At 68.1% G+C, this 14,832-nt stretch carries 12 protein-coding genes; 5 read left to right on the top strand and 7 right to left on the bottom strand.

The annotated features are described in order from the left end of the window. Positions 1 to 52 precede the first annotated feature (52 nt). From R3E10_10020 to R3E10_10010, 3 genes are all read right to left on the bottom strand, one after another. On the bottom strand, positions 53 to 2,044 hold the full coding sequence (locus R3E10_10020) for a hypothetical protein (protein MEZ4416085.1): 1,992 nt from the start codon (positions 2,042 to 2,044) through the stop codon (positions 53 to 55). Between the two features lie 217 nt (positions 2,045 to 2,261). Continuing rightward, entirely contained in the window at positions 2,262 to 3,044 is a 783-nt protein-coding gene (locus R3E10_10015; GenBank protein ID MEZ4416084.1) for an intradiol ring-cleavage dioxygenase, read from the bottom strand. A gap of 131 nt (positions 3,045 to 3,175) precedes the next feature. Beyond that, a complete protein-coding gene (locus R3E10_10010; protein ID MEZ4416083.1) occupies positions 3,176 to 4,483 on the bottom strand; it encodes a vanadium-dependent haloperoxidase in 1,308 nt (435 codons plus the stop codon). A 240-nt stretch (positions 4,484 to 4,723) separates the two neighbouring features. Between R3E10_10010 and R3E10_10005 the strand changes: the two genes are divergently transcribed. Next, positions 4,724 to 6,124 carry a PQQ-dependent sugar dehydrogenase gene (locus R3E10_10005; GenBank protein ID MEZ4416082.1) on the top strand — a complete coding sequence of 467 codons (1,401 nt, stop codon included), beginning with the start codon at positions 4,724 to 4,726 and terminating at the stop codon, positions 6,122 to 6,124. Between the two features lie 9 nt (positions 6,125 to 6,133). Beyond that, positions 6,134 to 7,114, top strand: coding sequence for an ion channel (locus R3E10_10000; protein MEZ4416081.1), 981 nt, complete (start codon positions 6,134 to 6,136; stop codon positions 7,112 to 7,114). Between the two features lie 78 nt (positions 7,115 to 7,192). Here R3E10_10000 and R3E10_09995 read toward each other — a convergent pair whose 3' ends face one another. Continuing rightward, complete coding sequence (locus R3E10_09995) at positions 7,193 to 7,597, bottom strand: helix-turn-helix domain-containing protein (GenBank protein MEZ4416080.1); 405 nt, start codon at positions 7,595 to 7,597, stop codon at positions 7,193 to 7,195. Between the two features lie 77 nt (positions 7,598 to 7,674). Between R3E10_09995 and R3E10_09990 the strand changes: the two genes are divergently transcribed. From R3E10_09990 to R3E10_09980, 3 genes are all read left to right on the top strand, one after another. Then, a complete protein-coding gene (locus R3E10_09990; protein MEZ4416079.1) occupies positions 7,675 to 8,592 on the top strand; it encodes a PLP-dependent cysteine synthase family protein in 918 nt (305 codons plus the stop codon). A 94-nt stretch (positions 8,593 to 8,686) separates the two neighbouring features. Next, a complete protein-coding gene (locus R3E10_09985) occupies positions 8,687 to 9,373 on the top strand; it encodes a hypothetical protein (GenBank protein MEZ4416078.1) in 687 nt (228 codons plus the stop codon). A 209-nt stretch (positions 9,374 to 9,582) separates the two neighbouring features. Beyond that, positions 9,583 to 10,110 (top strand): TetR/AcrR family transcriptional regulator C-terminal domain-containing protein, encoded by a 528-nt coding sequence (locus R3E10_09980; GenBank protein ID MEZ4416077.1) that lies wholly within the window; start codon positions 9,583 to 9,585, stop codon positions 10,108 to 10,110. A gap of 81 nt (positions 10,111 to 10,191) precedes the next feature. Here the strand turns inward: R3E10_09980 and R3E10_09975 are convergent, their stop codons facing one another. The 3 genes from R3E10_09975 to R3E10_09965 form a co-directional block, all read right to left on the bottom strand. Then, on the bottom strand, positions 10,192 to 12,696 hold the full coding sequence (locus R3E10_09975; protein MEZ4416076.1) for a DUF11 domain-containing protein: 2,505 nt from the start codon (positions 12,694 to 12,696) through the stop codon (positions 10,192 to 10,194). A gap of 118 nt (positions 12,697 to 12,814) precedes the next feature. Further along, on the bottom strand, positions 12,815 to 14,290 hold the full coding sequence (locus tag R3E10_09970) for an amidohydrolase family protein (protein ID MEZ4416075.1): 1,476 nt from the start codon (positions 14,288 to 14,290) through the stop codon (positions 12,815 to 12,817). Between the two features lie 50 nt (positions 14,291 to 14,340). Further along, on the bottom strand, positions 14,341 to 14,817 hold the full coding sequence (locus tag R3E10_09965) for a DUF4440 domain-containing protein (protein MEZ4416074.1): 477 nt from the start codon (positions 14,815 to 14,817) through the stop codon (positions 14,341 to 14,343). Between the last annotated feature and the right edge of the window lie 15 nt (positions 14,818 to 14,832).

Below are 14,832 nucleotides of genomic sequence, written 5' to 3'. Positions count from 1 at the left end.
AGCACCTCCCAGGCAGGGGCGGGGGGCCGGCGACCGGCCCCCCGCGCGCGGGTCAACGTTCGCTCAGCTTCTCCACGTGGTCCTTGTGGTCCTTGGTGCGCTTCGCGTCTCCCGCCTCCTTCTGCAGGGCCTGACTCCTTCGCACCAGCTCCGCGTCGGGCTCCTGCCGTAGCGCTCCGGTGGACAGATCCGGGCGGAGCTCCTGCCCGATGAAGTGGCTCATGCCGCCGAGAGCAGCCTCCAGGCGAGCGAGCCGCTCCTCGATCCCGGAACGACCTGCACCTGGTCCACCCGGATTGCCCGGCACCTCACCTCCCTTGTCGGTGAGCTTGTCTTCGACGATGCCCTTGGGGTCGTTCTCGAAGATCTCCTTGGGACCGCCCTCGAAGATCTCCTTGGGCTCCTTCCATTCCTTCTTGAGCTCCTTGGTCTCCTTGGGCTCCTTCCACTCCTTGAGCTCTTTGGGCTCCTTCCACTCCTTCACTTCCTTGCGGATGTCCTTGAGCTCCTTGCGCTCGGGCTTCTCGAGTTTTTCCGGCTTCTCGCGCTTTTCGATCTTCTCGATCTTCTCGAGCTTCTCGAGCTTCTCGGGTTTCTCCTTCCACTCCTTGATCTCGACCTTCTCAGGCTTCTCCTTGGGCGCCTTCAACTCCTGCGCGGGCTGCTTGCCCCCCGCGTGCGCACCGACGCCTCCCAGACTCAGTGCCTGCTCCAGCGCGGCCAGCCTGGCCTCGATGTCGGAGCCGCGGCCGATGGGACCCGGACCGATGGGCCCACCGGGGAAGTCCGGGCCGTCGAAGGGCTTGTCCTCGACGATGCCCTTGGGGTCGTTCTCGAAGATCTCCTTGGGGCCACCCTCGAAGATCTCCTTGGGCTCCTTCCATTCCTTCTTGAGCTCCTTGTGCAGCTCCTTGATGTGGTCCTTGAAGTCCTTGAGCCGCGACTTCTCGAGGATCTCCTTGATCTCGTGCTTCCCTTCGAACTTGAGCTCGATCTTCTCGAACTTCTCGAGCTTGTCCTTCGCCTTGGGCACGCAGATGCGCACGTTGAGGGCGTCGAGCACGGCCTGGATGGGATTGGCAACGCCGATCACGCCCTCCGGCATCCCGGGCGCAGCGTCGTTGCCGGCGAAGTAGAGTCCGACGATCTCACGGTTCCCGTTGACCACCACGGAGCCCGAGTCACCGCCCAGTCCGAAAACCCCGTTGGGCTGCGGAGTGCCGCGGATCAGGATCTGGTTCTGCAGCGTGACGTCACCGATGCCGTCCCCGTAGGGCACCACCACGGTGGCATTGACCGACTGCACGACGCCGTTGCTGAGCTCGGTGGTACGCCCTCGCTTGCGCACGTTCATCCCTTGGGTCGCCGTGGCGGTGCCCGCCACGTTGCCGATGTCCAGGATGGAGCACTCCCGCGGTCGTCCCGCGATGCGCACCACAGCGCCGTCCACGCCCGGGGCGCCACCCGCAGTGGTGCCGGCGATGACCGCTCGCGCCAGGGTTCCGCTCACGTCCGCGGGGCACATTCCGCCGTCTGGCAGGCCCGGCTGCGCGATGGTATCCCCCACGGTCCAGCCATTGTCGAGCGCGGCTACGTGGAAGTTGGTCAGCATCATGGGATCGCCGGTGGCGATGTCCTCGACGATGCATCCGAGCGTGCCCACGAACACGTAGTTGCCGGCCACCGGCACCTCGGGCGGCTGCAGGAACAGAGAGCGGCAGGGCCCGATGCTCATGCCACCCTTCAGCGTTGCGTAGCGCGTCGCGTCCACCTGCGAGCTGAACTCGGTCAGGAGCTGCATGGCGGGCGTGGGCTTGAACGTGAGCTGGATCACGTCGGTGGGAACGCCGTCCACCTCGGCCGGAATCCGCTGCTTGACCGGCACGTCCTTCTTCTCGGCCACATACACGATGATGCTGGGGACGCCGGTGTCCTTGCCGTCCTTGATCTTGGTGCCGACATCGACACCCGTGACGCCGGGACGACCCAGGAAGTCGGACTCGACCTTCTGCTTGATGGGGAGGATTTCTCGATAGGTAGGCATTGCCTTCCCTCCGATATGGAGTGAGGGACACGAAGTCGGGAGAGGACCTGAGGAGGCCTGGGGGAGGCAGGGGGGAAAGCCGGTTCCGGGGGATCCTCGTCCCTAGTGGCGCAGGCAGTGTGAAAAAGCGGTCACCCGATACACGAAGGCCCCGGACGGTCGCGCATTCGCAGGGCGCGTCCCTCCGGGGCCGGTGCGGCGGAGTAGAACAGCCGCGTTACACGGCGACGGTGAGCGTGGCCACGTATCCGCTGTTGACGTCACCCGTTACGGTGGCGAGCTGCTGATCCACGCCGTCCCGGAAGATCCCGTCGGTCGCGAGGCTGATCCGGGACAGATTGGTCACACTCTGTTCGTAGCCGCTGGTCGCGTAGACGGCATCGCAGGCGCTCTCCGGCAGTGCCAGCTGGGACGTGACCAGGTCCGATCCGGACGCCACGGCCACCGCGAGGCTCTCGTATACTTCGAAGTGGATGTGCGGCCAGCGACCCGCGTAGCAGCCCGGGAACACGGTGGTGAAGGACAGCACGCCGTCGGCGTCGCTCTCCTGCACGCCGCGGAGGTAGTTCTGCGAGGTGGCGCCCGACGAATAGAGCGAGTAGCGACCCTCTCGGTCGCAGTGCCAGAGGTAGATGGCCCGTCCCGCCAGCGGCGTGCAGGCCCCTGCGGACACCAAGGTGAGGCGCACGGTGAGCGGAATGCCCGCCGCCGTACCCGAGAGGCCAGCGAAGCTCGAACGGATGTCGCTTCGCACGACGCCACTCTGCGTCAGAACGTCGGGCCCGTTGGATCCGTCCGCCGGAAAGGGCCCCTCGGTCTCCGAGGGGATCTGCGTGGCGCACAACGCACCCGCGTCGCCGGCAGACGTCGGGCTGGAATCGCACCCGACCAAGTGGACCATTCCGACCCCAAAGGCCAGACGAAGTAGATCGCGGCGACCGAGCGCCGCGCCGGTAAGGCGGAGGTCCTCGCGGAGCCCGCCGAAGTCGTCGTGAGGCATGGACGAACCCAGGTTGGAGTCGGATGCGCCGCCCGGAGCCGGCGACGCCACCGAAGCGGTGTGCCCTGAAGGACAGCACGGAGTGGTGCCCCGTTAGGAGTCCACCACGGCCCGTCGGCGACCCGCCCCTGTCAGCGCTCGCCCAGCGTCTCCAGCGCAGTCGCACCTACCTGTCTTCCGAGCGCCGTCCCCGCTTCGGAGTCGTACCGGAAGTGGATGCCCAGGTACACGCGAGACAGCGCACACTCGGTGGCAGCCTCAGCGAACGAGGAGAAGGAACGCGTGGCAGGGTCCATCAGGATCTTATCGGACATGGGGCCGGCCGCGTCCACCTCGCGAATGGTCATGTCGAAGGCGCGCTCCTCTCCGAAAGCGTCACCGAGCACCGTCATGGCCGCCGCGCACACCGTGCCGTGGGCGGACGGATAGGACGGGAAGGCATAGGTGTGATCGTGCAGGTTGGTCCAGCTCGGATCTTCCGCCGTGTCCGGATTGCCGTCGTGGGAAGCCCAGCGGATGGCGGTGTAGGGTCGCCAGTGGTTGTAGGCGAACTTGGCGTCGAAGGACGAGACGTACCCGTCGTAGATGGCCATGTTGAGCCGCGCGAAGAGCCTGGCGGCCTCCCACAGCCCCGGGTCGTCCGCACGCACCAGCTCACGCGCCAAGCGATTGTGCGACTTCTCCACGAACTCCTTCCACCACATGGCCAGGTGGGTCTGATCCGCGGTGCGGGTGGTGCTTCCCTGCGCGCCCACGCTCTTCACCTCGTCGAAGGCTCGCGTGTAGGCGTCGCTGTCGATCGCCGGGGGCGGGGGCGAGCGGAACTGATCCGGTCGCTCCAACGTGAAGGGTCTCGCCTGCGCCCACCCCGCTCCGAAGATGAAGCCCTCCGGTGTACCGCTGTGCTCGTTGAACTCGGCGTAGACCCCGGGACCCATCGGGTGCCATTGGTATTCCGCCGCGGCGTCCCACCCGTCGCGCGCCCGTTCGCTCAGCACCGCATCGGCCGCGGAGCGGCCGAGCTCCTGCGCCGGTAGGGACCGGTCGGTCGCCTCGGTCGACCAGCGCCTCCACTCGGCCTCCAGGTCCGCTGCGCGGTCCGGATACGCTGCGATTGCCACCCGGTAGGCAGCCTCATTGGCCGCGGTGAGCGGATCGGCGTCCGGTGTGGCAGCCACCGGGCGAAACGTGGCGTAGCGGCGCTCGATCGCGTTGAGCGCATCGTGCATGGCCAGGTGCATCAGCGTGGCCGTCCGGAGGCCCTTCAGGGTCAGGAAGCCGTCCTCGTCCTCGGCGATACCCAGGACGCGTTCGTTCCAGGAAACCACCACATCGGCAGCCAACGGAGCGGAATCCGCCTCGTGCGCCGCGCATGCGCAGAGGGCCAGGGAAAGGGTCAGGACGGTGGACACTGCGGCGGATCGCCTCGCTCGTTCCATGGCTTCGCCTCCCGTATTCGTGGTGGACCCAGGTCGGGGACGGACCGACATGGCCCGCCCGCCTCGATTGAAGAAGCGAGATCCGAGGGCGGAACGGTCATCGCGTGCCCGCTCCGCCGGGGACTCAGCGGACCCTCAGCGGCGCTGGCCCGCGCGCGAGCGACCGCGACTCCCTATTGTAGGCGGCAGCGACCCTCGCTCCCGCGGGGGCTGGACGATCTACCCCACGGAGTCCTCCACATGAAGGCCCTGGCCCTACTCGCGATCGTGTCGCTCGGCGCCGCCCCACTCCGGGCGCAAGCAACGGAGGACCCGTTCCCCGCGCCGATTCCGGTCGCGGAGGACGTCGTCGAGGTCGGCTTCCGCGAGTTCGCGCAGGTACCGGATGTCGGAGGAGAGCCCGCCCGCGTGATGCTGCTCGTCGACGAGCCGGGGACGGAGCGACTCTTCGTCAACGACATGCGGGGCATTCTCTACGCAGTCGCCTACGATGGGAGCTCGCTGACCTCGTACCTCGACCTCCGCGAAGCCCGCTGGGGTGTGGGCGTGGAAGCAGGCCGCTCCGAACAGGGCTTCCAGAGCTTCGCCTTCCATCCTCAGTTCGCGCTGGAGGGAAGCCCTGGCTTCGGCAAGCTCTACACCTGGGTCGACGTGTCCGACACGGGCCCCACCCCGGACTTCACGCCGGGCGGCGGGGACGACACCCACGACACCGTGCTGCTGGAGTGGACCGCCCGCACACCCGCGGCAGCGCGCTACGATGGCAGCGCCCCCCGGCAGGTGTTGCGCGTCGAGCAGCCTTTCCGCAACCACAACGGCGGCCAGATCGCCTTCGACCCCACGCCCGAGCCGGGCTCGGCGGAGTTCGGTCTCCTGTACGTCGGGATCGCCGACGGAGGGAGCGGGGGCGACCCTCTCAACCTGGCCCAGAACCTGGGCTCCGCCTTCGGGAAGATCTTTCGCATCGATCCCCTGGGCTCCGGCGGCGGGCGGGGCGGCTACGGCATCCCGGCCGGAAACCCGTTCGTCGGCCGCTCAGGGGTGCTGGGAGAGATCTGGGCGTCGGGCGTGCGCAACCCGCAACGCTTCACCTGGGACAGTGCCAACCGCCGCATGTTCATGGCGGACATCGGGCAGGGTACCGTCGAAGAGTTGAGCCCGGTGACGGCGGGAGCCAACCTGGGCTGGAATGTGTGGGAGGGCAGCTTCCGCTACGTGGGCCGCCGCTCGGTGGAGCTCTCCGGCAGCCGAAGCGACCGTTCCATGACCTATCCGGTGGCGGAATACGGCCAGCCGGACCCCCTCCTGCAAAACAGCGCGGCCGCGACGGGCGTGGTCGTAGTGCGGGGCGGGAGCGTCCCGCAGCTGGACGGCCTCCTGCTCTGGGGTGACAACCCCAGCGGAGAGGTCTTCTACCTACACGCCGACCATCTGCCGGACGGGGGGGAGGACGGCATCCGACGAGTGTTGCTGCGGCAGGGCGGGCGGGCCCGGACGTTCCTGGAGGTGATCCAGGCGAAGAACCGTGAACAGGGCCGCGAGCTGGCGCGTCGGGCCGATCTGCGCTTCGGCACCGGGCCGGGCGCGCAGGTGTTCCTGCTGAACAAGCAGGACGGTGTGATCCGGCTGCTGACGCGCTGAGCCGGAGCCATGGACCTGCCTGAACAGGACGCCGCCCCTCCCGACGCAGGTGCCCGCGAGCGGCTCGACCAGGACCTGGGGCTGGGCGGCAGGCTCTCCGAGCGCAGTCGCGCCCGTCTGCTCAATCAGGACGGCACCTTCAACGTGCGCCGGAACGATCTGAGCCCGTTCCACCCGTACAACGCGTACCACACGCTGCTGTCGCTCAGCGTACCGCGGCTGATCCTGACCATGGCCGCGATCTACGCGGGCACCAACCTCGGATTCGCCACGCTGTATTGGCTCATCGGTCCAGGGGCCCTGGCCGGGGCGGCCAGCGAGCCGTGGGGCAGGTTCGAGGACTGCCTCTTCTTCAGCGTCCAGACCCTGGCCACCATCGGCTACGGCAAGCTCGTGCCCGACACTCGACTGGCCAACAGTCTGGTGGCGATCGAGGCCTTGGTGGGGCTCCTCGGCTTCGCGGTGCTGAGCGGCCTGTTGTTCACGCGCTTCACGCGCCCCACCGCCAAGATCCGCTTCAGCGACCGCGCCATCCTCGCACCCTACCGGGATGGCTGGGCCCTGATGTTCCGCTTGGCCAATCTGCGCAATCACGACCTCACCGACGTGCACGCCACGGTGTCGTTCGCGCGCTGGATCGACGACCGCGGAGGCCGGCGGCGGCGCTTCGACCAGCTCCCGCTGGAGCGCGAGCACATCGTCTTCATGCCCCTGCATTGGGTGGTGGTCCACCCGATCGACGAGCGCAGCCCGCTGCGGGGGTACACGCCCGAGTCCCTGCGGGCCTCGGAGCCCGAGGTGGTCTGCGTGGTGAGCGCCCAGGACGAGACCTTCGCGCAGATGGTGCACGCCAAAACCAGCTTCGACGGAACGGAGATCATCTGGGGCGCCCGCTTCCGCGACATGTACCTACCGGCCAGCGACCGCGTGTCCATCGACCTGAACCGGCTGAGCGAGATCGAGTCGCTGGAGGCCCCCGAACGCCTCTGAGGCGCGGCGGTGAGACGGGGGGCGCACAGCGCCGGTCCCCCGACGGAAACTTCGCTCCTTCGCCTCGCTCGGGGCTGCTCAGGAACGCGGCTTGGGGCGGCGGGCCTTGCGGTCGGGCACAGCACCGCTCGGGTCGTGGAAGCCTCCCCCGAGGTGGGTGAACCCCCAATCCATTGCCGCCTTCAGCAGCGGCTCCAGGGTCCGGCCGAGGGGAGTCAGGTCGTACCGGTAACGCACCGGGCGGTCCTGATAGGCTTCACGCTCGACCAGACCCCAGCGCTGCAGTTTCGTCAGCCTGTCGGCGAGCAGGTTCGAGGGGATACGCTCGTCGCTTCGTGACAACGCCTGGAAGGTATGCTTGCCGTGCCACATGAGGTCGCGGACGATGAGCAGCGTCCAGCGGTCGCCCAGCAGATCCAGCGCCCGCGCGATCGAGCAGTCCGATCGGAAGCCCTCGGGATCGACCTTCGCCTGGCGTCTCATGGAATGATTCTGGCGCAGTCACTTGCAGATTGCAAGTAACCCGGGTAACTTTTGATTTGAAAGTTACTGGAGAGGCCATGTCGATCCTGACACGAATCGGAAGCACTCCGCTGGTCGAGCTGCGCGTGCCCGAGGACTCGGCGCGGATCGTCCTCAAGCTCGAGACGCAGAACCCGACCGGAAGCATGAAGGACCGCATGGCGCTCGCCATGATCGAGGCAGCCGAACGGGACGGACGACTGAAGCCCGGCCAGCCCGTGGTGGAGTACACCGGCGGCAGCACGGGCGTCTCGCTGGCGTTGGTGTGCGCGGCCAAGGGCTACCCCTTGGACATCGTCACCTCAGACGCGTTCTCCCTGGAGAAGCGACGGCACATGGCGGCCCTGGGTGCGCGGCTGACCCTGGTGGCCAGCGACGGTGGCGGAATGGACGCCGCGCTGACTCGAGCCATGATCGCAGCCGCGGAGAAGATCGCCGAGGCGACCGGCGCCTTCTGGACCGACCAGCTGAAGAACGCCGACCAACTCTCCGCCTATCACGCGATGGGTGAGGAGATCTGGAGACGGACGGGCGGTCGTCTCGACGGGTTCGTGCAGTGCACGGGCACTGCCGCATCGGTGCGGGGCGTCTCCGAGGCCCTGCGCGCGCGAAGCTCCGACATCCGCTGCGTCGCCGTCGAGCCCGCTGAATCCGCGGTGCTGTCGGGCGGCCCTTCCGGAGTCCACCGGATCGAAGGCGTGGGAGCGGGCTTCGTGGTACCGCTCTGGCGTCGAGACGCGGTGGACGGCGTCGAGACCGTCTCGACCGAAGCGGCGATGGAGGCAGCCCGGAGGCTGGCCCGTGAGGAGGCGATCGTGGCGGGGACGTCGACCGGTGCGAACCTGGTCGCTGCCCGGCGAGTGGCACGCGAGCTGGGGCCGGGTGCTACCGTGGTCACCGTCGCCTGTGATACCGGGATGAAGTACCTCTCCACCCCGCTCTACGCGGGTAGCTAGTCGGGAAGTGTCGTCGGACGCGGACACCGCCACCTAGCGAGGCATGCACCTTGCCCCCGGGCTAGCCGATACCGCTCCCAGCACCCCGGATCCCATGAAGGTCTTGAAAGCGCTCCTGCTGGTCGAGTTGCTACTGGCCGCCTTTTGGGTCTTCCCGGTCCTGTTCGGCCCTTCGCCGGGTCAGTTCCTGCTACAGGTGGTTCTCTTCACGGCTCCTTTCCACCTGGCCTGTATGGGAGTGGGCGCCTGGTGGTTCTTTCGACGACCCGCGACCAGGCGCTGGGCCGCCCTGGTGGTGACCGCCCCGCCCCTGCTCCTGATCGTCCCCAACGCGGTCCGCAACGCCCAGGGGGGTCCCCTTCCCTCCGAGACGCCTCCGGAGCGGATGATCGCCCTGGCCTTGGCCACCCCTCTGCTGGCCTGCGTGTTCGTGCCTCGTTGGGCCGCGCGGATGCTGCCCGCAGGGCTCTTCCGGAGCCGCCTGCTCCACTTCGGCCTGGCGGTCTTCTCAGCCCTGGCAGTCGCCGGATTCGGAGCGATTGCCTGGATGATGTCGGGTGATGCATCCCCGACAGCTCTTCCCCTGCAACGGGCCTTGTTCGCGGCGGGGCTGGGCGCGCCCCTGCTTGCGGTCCCGGCTGGCGTGTTCGCGTGGATGGGTCTCTTTCAGCCCGTCGCTCGCGAGCTGCGTCCCGTGCGCGTGATCCAGCTCCTGCTGGCGGCCGCGCTGCTGGCGGGGACCGTCGCTCAATTCCTGCTCTTCGCCATCAATCCTGGCTGAACGGCGGGTGTCGGGCCCCGGCGCCCGTGAGGGCCGCGCCCCGCGCCCTCAGGTGGCCAGGCCGCGACGCGCGGACTCATACGGTGAAACCGGCTTCAATCAAGGACTTTGACATCCTTACGTTGTAAATTTACATTGTAAGTATGGGTGGCGATGCGCGCCGTCGGTCAAGGGTCAAGCGGGGAGCACGCCTCACGCGTGAACGGGTGGTGGACGCCGCCGTGACCTTGGCGGACGAGTCGGGGCTGCAAGGCGTGACCATGCGGGCTCTGGGGCACGCCCTGGCGGTGGAAGCCATGTCGCTCTACAACCACGTCACCAGCAAGGACGATCTCCTGGACGGGATGACCGACCGCGTTCTGGGCGAGATCGAACTGCCTGCCAACCAGGATTGGCGAGCGGCGTCGCGACGGCGCCTGATGTCCGCACACGAGGTGTTTCTCCAGCACCGCTGGCTCTGCCCGCTACTCAGCACTCGCCCCGGGTCGAGCCAAGCCGCCCTCCGCTACCGGGAAGCGGGCCGCGGCGTCCTGCAGGACGCGGGCTTCCCCGAGGGGCTGATCGACTCCGCCTGGCACACGCTGGAAGGCTACCTGCACGGGTTCACGCTTCAGCGGCTGAACGCAGAGAACGAGGCGAACGCATCCGGGGTCACCGCGGAGTTCGCGTTCGGCCTCGATCTGATCCTTGAAGGGCTGGTGCGGCGCAAGGCCGCGCCGGCTCCCCGCGCGCCATGAGCACCGCCCCCGGCGCCAAGCCGCTCCCCTGGAAGAGACTCAACTATCTGCAGGGGTGAGGGGCTCCCCAGTTCGAGGACATCAGTTCACGCGCTGCGTGTAGACCACCGCATCGTTGGCTGGGTTCGGGTCCGGCTGCTCTCCCGTGACGGTCCAGGTGTTGGAGTGCAGACCCACGGTCACGCCCTCGAAGGCGATCTCGAAGTCCACCTGACCCCCCGCGGGGACCGGCCCGACGGCGCAGGTCACCACTCCGGCACCGTCCGACGCACAGCTGGCGCCCGTAGCCGACACGAACGCGAGTCCCACCAGCGGCGTCGACACGAACGTGGAGCCGGACGACTCCGTGGGCCCCGCGTTGGTGACACGGAACGTGGTGTGCATGGTGTCTCCCAGGAACTGGTTGTCCTGCTGGGCTACGCGCACCGCGCCGAGGTCCGCCAAGCCATCGTTGTCCTGGATGGAGACCGCGACCGGACCGGCCGTCCCGCTGTTCCAGGCCGGATCGGCACTCGAGGCCACGTGCACGATCGTGTCGCCGTGGAGCCCCTCCACCACCGCGTCGTCGATCACCTGCACCGCAACCGTGCGCGGCAGGAACCAGTCGTCGGGGGCGAAGGTGAAGGGCGCTGGTAGCGTGAGCTGGCTTCTCAGCGCCGTGGGTGCGACGACCACCTCCGCGGCGGGAGTGCCGCTCCCCAGACAGATCTGGTAGGCCTTGGCTGGACCGCCTTCCCGCATCGAGAGGGTGGAAGCGGTGGCATACACGTCCTCCGGACCGGGTCGGTAGCCGGCGAGCGCCAGCAGCCCCGTCGGGTTGTGGAAACGCCACGCGCGGCCACCGCCCAGCGCGACGCCATTGACGGCGCCGAAGGAGCCCCGGTCGGTCTGAGCCGGGGTCCCATCGGAGATGAGGGGCACGACCTGACCGCACTGCCCCCCCGTGAACGAGGAGTGGGTCCGCACGGTGAGCGTCCCGGCGTAGTGGATGGCCCCGGCCACACGCAGCTGGTCGTGGGTGTTGGGTGTCGTTCCCGCCACGTCCATTTCCACCTCGCTCCAGCGATCGAGCGCCAATGACGCCAAGGTCAACATGCCGATTCCAGGGGGAGCGCCGCCCGGTAGTGTGCCCGTGCCCGCGGGAGCGATCATGGAGTTCTCCAACTCCACGTCGCCGAGCGCACCCGACCCCCGTAGCTCGCTCCGTTTCAGCAGGAGGCTACCGGTCTGCCGACTGCCCGGGCTGACCGTGAGCGCCACGCCCTCCACCTCCAACCCCGATCCTGGCGCAACGACGATCGATCCCGAATTCGATGCGACGAAGTTGGATGACGATCCCCCGACGAGACGGACCAGACTTCCGCTCGAGATCTCCATGCTCCCGCTGTTCGCCAGCTCTCCGTCGGGCCCGAACCAAGCGAGCTCCAGCGTGCCCTGACCGCTGACACGAAACAACCCGTCCTGGAGGAAATCCGGCGTCGCGACACCGGGCATTGCAGCGTAGAAGGTCTCTCCGGTCTCCAGGAGCACATCGATCGTGCCGCGGTTGGTGAACGCATCCCCCCCGCCGAGAAAGAACGCGCCCTGGGCCAGCGGCTCAATCATCAAGTGCAGGTCCGGGCCCACGGTACCCTCGACCCAATAGGACAGCCAAAGGGTGCCGAAGCTGCCCAAGATCGGGCGGACGGTCAGCGCGCCTGCGAGATCGGGTTCCAAAAGCAGGACGCGCTCCACTTCTTCGGTCACCACCACGGACTGGGCCGGGTCGGCGGCATTGACCGGCAGCGGTCCGCCGCTCCATTCGAACGTATTGAGGAAGGTCAGCACCAAGGGAGCCGTTCCCGATATTGAGCCGGCTTCCTGGATAAAGCGGCCGGCTTGCTGGTCGAGTGGGTCCGTACCGCCCACCCTCACCGCCCCGGTCCCACTCGTGACGATGAAGCCGCGGTTGAGGAAGTCCCGTCCGGTGGGATCGCTTTCACCGATCACCTCCAGCTCAGACGGACCCGCCAGGTACATGAAGCCGTGGTTCTCGTAGCTCCGGAACGCCCAGCGGGTCACGGGAGAGCACACGCAGTTCGCCTCGATCTCCACGATGCCGTGGTTCTCGAACCAGTCGGCGTCGGGGAGTTGCAGCGCCGCACTCGGGGGGCTGCTCCCCATGTGCACCGTTTGACTCGCGGAGACCACCAGGTGACCCGACGTCTCGACCAGGATGCCTTCGTCCACCAGCAGCGAGTGCTCGAGCGTCAACGTGGCCAGCGCGCCGAGCCCGCCCACCTTCACGATGTTGGCGAGCCCATCGTAGTCGAGCGTCACCTCGTAGGTCCCGGCGACATCGATGCACACGTTGTCGGTGGGGCCGGGTGCGCCGGCCGGTGACCACCGTGAGCCATCGTACCAGTCACCATCCACAGCGGCCGCCCACGAGCGGGTACAGGAGAACGCCGGAGCCAGCGCGCGAGTGAGCGCGGGCGCGCCTGGGACCAACTCCTGCGCGGCGGGCGTGATCTCGGGCTCGAGCAGAGCGTCACGACAGCCCTGCGCGACGAGGAACGCGAGGGCCAACAGAGCGAGGCGGCGCATGGCGGGTCACGGGATCCGAGGGTTACGGGGGAAGAGCGAGGGCTCTCCCTTTCCGTCTCCCCCGGCGACAGCCCCGCCGGAAGTTGGACATGGACGCCGTGCAGCGGAGCCGCGCCCCTCAGCTACCCCAGGGCCTCCGCACTGCGGGACGGCCGCTTCCGACGGCCGCGCTGACCTGCCCGTTCTCGTAGACCACTTCGCCCCTCCGAATGGTCATGATCGGCCAACCCGTGAGCGCCCACCCCTGGAAGGGAGTGTAGTCCGAGTTGGAGGGGTCGTCCGAAGCATCGACCATATGGGTGCGCTGCGGATCGAGGATCATGATGTCGCCGTACGAGCCCTCGGCGATGACCCCTCGGTCGGGGTAGAGCCCGAAGGCGCGGGCCGCCGCGGTCGACGTGACGTCCACATGGCGCTCCAGCGAGAGCCGCCCCTTGTGCACGCCCTCGGAGTAGAGCACCGGCCGTACGAAGCGCAGGTCGCTCACGCCCGGTCGCACGCGCCCCACGTCCAGCTCGGGGTCCATCTTCTGCTCGCGGGTCCAGGGCGCGTGGTCCGTAGCCAGCAGGTCGATACGGCCATCCCGTAGACCTTCCCACATCGCCTCCACGTCCTCCGCGGGGCGGAGCGGTGGCTGACCGATGTAGAGGGGCCCGTCGGGTCCGCGCAGCCACTCTTCGGTGAAGTACAGATAGAGCGGCCGCGTCTCGATGGTGATGGGCAGGGGTCCGAAGGCGGGGTCCCGCGCCGCCTCCAAGGTGCGTCGGGACGAAAGGTGTACGAAGTGCATGGGTGCACCCGTCAGCGCGCACAACGCCACCGCATCCTGGGTGGCGGCAATCTCGGCCAGCTCGGGCCGACTCTCGGCGTAGTAGGCGAGCGAGGTGCGGCCCTGCGCACGCAGCCTCGCTACGGCAGCGTCCAGGATGGCGCCGTCCTCGCAGTGCATGAGCGTGACCACACCGGCGTCACGAGCAGCCGCCAGCACATCGATGAGCACGCGGCGATGTTGACCGAAGTCCGCGCGGGTCATGAAGATCTTGTGACTCGGTTGGCCGCGCTCCGCGAGCTCCGGCAACATGGCCGCAAACTCAGGAGTCGGCGGCCAGACCGATGCATGGAAGAACACGTCGCCCACCGCCATGCGGGGCACTTCCGCCAGCCACCGGTCCATGGCGGCAAGTGGACTCTCCCCCCGTTGTGCGTTCGCGAACGTCCCCACCGTCGTGATTCCGCCGGCCACCGCGGCCATCGTGCCCGTGGTGAGGTCGTCGACGAAGCCGCCCTGCAGATGCGCATGGGGGTCGATCCCGCCCGGCATGACCAGATGGCCGGCAGCATCGATGACACGCGCGCCTTCTCCCGGTCGCAATCCGGTGCCGATCTCACGGATGCGCTCGCCCACGATGCGCACGTCCGCGCTTCGGCGTCCGTTGGCATTCACGATCAAGCCCCCGCGAATCAGGAGCTCAGGCGCGGGCTGGGAAGCCGGTACGCCTGCGCCGTCCTCGCTCCACGCGACCGCGGAGCGGGTCCCCAGTGCCAGACCGGCAGCCGTCATGGCTGCGGAACGAACGGCATCGCGGCGATTCATGTCGGTTCCGTCTCCGATGCGAATAGGTATCGGCCGGTCCTGGAGGGCATTCAGCCCTCCGGCAGGGGGCCCGAGTTCCACATGTCCACCACCACCTTCCACGACCCGTCCGCCTGACGCCTCCAGGTGTGGAAGTCGCGCACGAGGTCGCGGCCGGGTGGGCCCTCCGGACGCTCGATGGTGATGTGGCCGAGGGCCAGCGTCCAACCCAGGTCCGCCGACTCGGAGAGCTCGGCGCGCAGAAGCTCGAACTCGAGGCGGACGCCGGGGGTGCTGATGAATCCGAAGCGGTAGTTGCGCACCCCGTCCAGGCCTTCCACGAGCGGCCCGCCGGGCGGGACCATGATGGCCGTGGAGTCATAGAGCGCCACGACCGCCTCCGCATCCTTGGCTGAGGCCGCGCTCTGGTAGGCGAGGGCAGCGGCCCGTAGCGAAGCGAGTGCGGCCTCGCGGTCGGCCGGGGCGGGCGCGCAGGCTGCGAGGCCGGCACTGCAGAGCCACAGCAGGCTAGTCGAACGACGTCTCATCGCACCTCCGAAGAT

This window comes from Gemmatimonadota bacterium, assembly GCA_041390105.1.
Taxonomy (GTDB): Bacteria; Gemmatimonadota; Gemmatimonadetes; order Longimicrobiales; family Gaopeijiaceae; genus JAGQIF01.
This window is presented reverse-complemented; position numbering and strand designations above follow the sequence as displayed.

What these genes read in the sequence shown, in the direction of transcription:
- R3E10_10005 (MEZ4416082.1), top strand. Translation starts at nt 4,724, where the DNA reads ATGAAGGCCCTGGCCCTACTCGCGATCGTGTCGCTCGGCGCCGCCCCA.
- R3E10_09970 (MEZ4416075.1), bottom strand. Translation starts at nt 14,290, where the DNA reads ATGAATCGCCGCGATGCCGTTCGTTCCGCAGCCATGACGGCTGCCGGT.
- R3E10_10000 (MEZ4416081.1), top strand. Translation starts at nt 6,134, where the DNA reads ATGGACCTGCCTGAACAGGACGCCGCCCCTCCCGACGCAGGTGCCCGC.
- R3E10_09990 (MEZ4416079.1), top strand. Translation starts at nt 7,675, where the DNA reads ATGTCGATCCTGACACGAATCGGAAGCACTCCGCTGGTCGAGCTGCGC.
- R3E10_10010 (MEZ4416083.1), bottom strand. Translation starts at nt 4,483, where the DNA reads ATGGAACGAGCGAGGCGATCCGCCGCAGTGTCCACCGTCCTGACCCTT.
- R3E10_09975 (MEZ4416076.1), bottom strand. Translation starts at nt 12,696, where the DNA reads ATGCGCCGCCTCGCTCTGTTGGCCCTCGCGTTCCTCGTCGCGCAGGGC.
- R3E10_10020 (MEZ4416085.1), bottom strand. Translation starts at nt 2,044, where the DNA reads ATGCCTACCTATCGAGAAATCCTCCCCATCAAGCAGAAGGTCGAGTCC.
- R3E10_09995 (MEZ4416080.1), bottom strand. Translation starts at nt 7,597, where the DNA reads ATGAGACGCCAGGCGAAGGTCGATCCCGAGGGCTTCCGATCGGACTGC.
- R3E10_09965 (MEZ4416074.1), bottom strand. Translation starts at nt 14,817, where the DNA reads ATGAGACGTCGTTCGACTAGCCTGCTGTGGCTCTGCAGTGCCGGCCTC.
- R3E10_09985 (MEZ4416078.1), top strand. Translation starts at nt 8,687, where the DNA reads ATGAAGGTCTTGAAAGCGCTCCTGCTGGTCGAGTTGCTACTGGCCGCC.
- R3E10_10015 (MEZ4416084.1), bottom strand. Translation starts at nt 3,044, where the DNA reads ATGCCTCACGACGACTTCGGCGGGCTCCGCGAGGACCTCCGCCTTACC.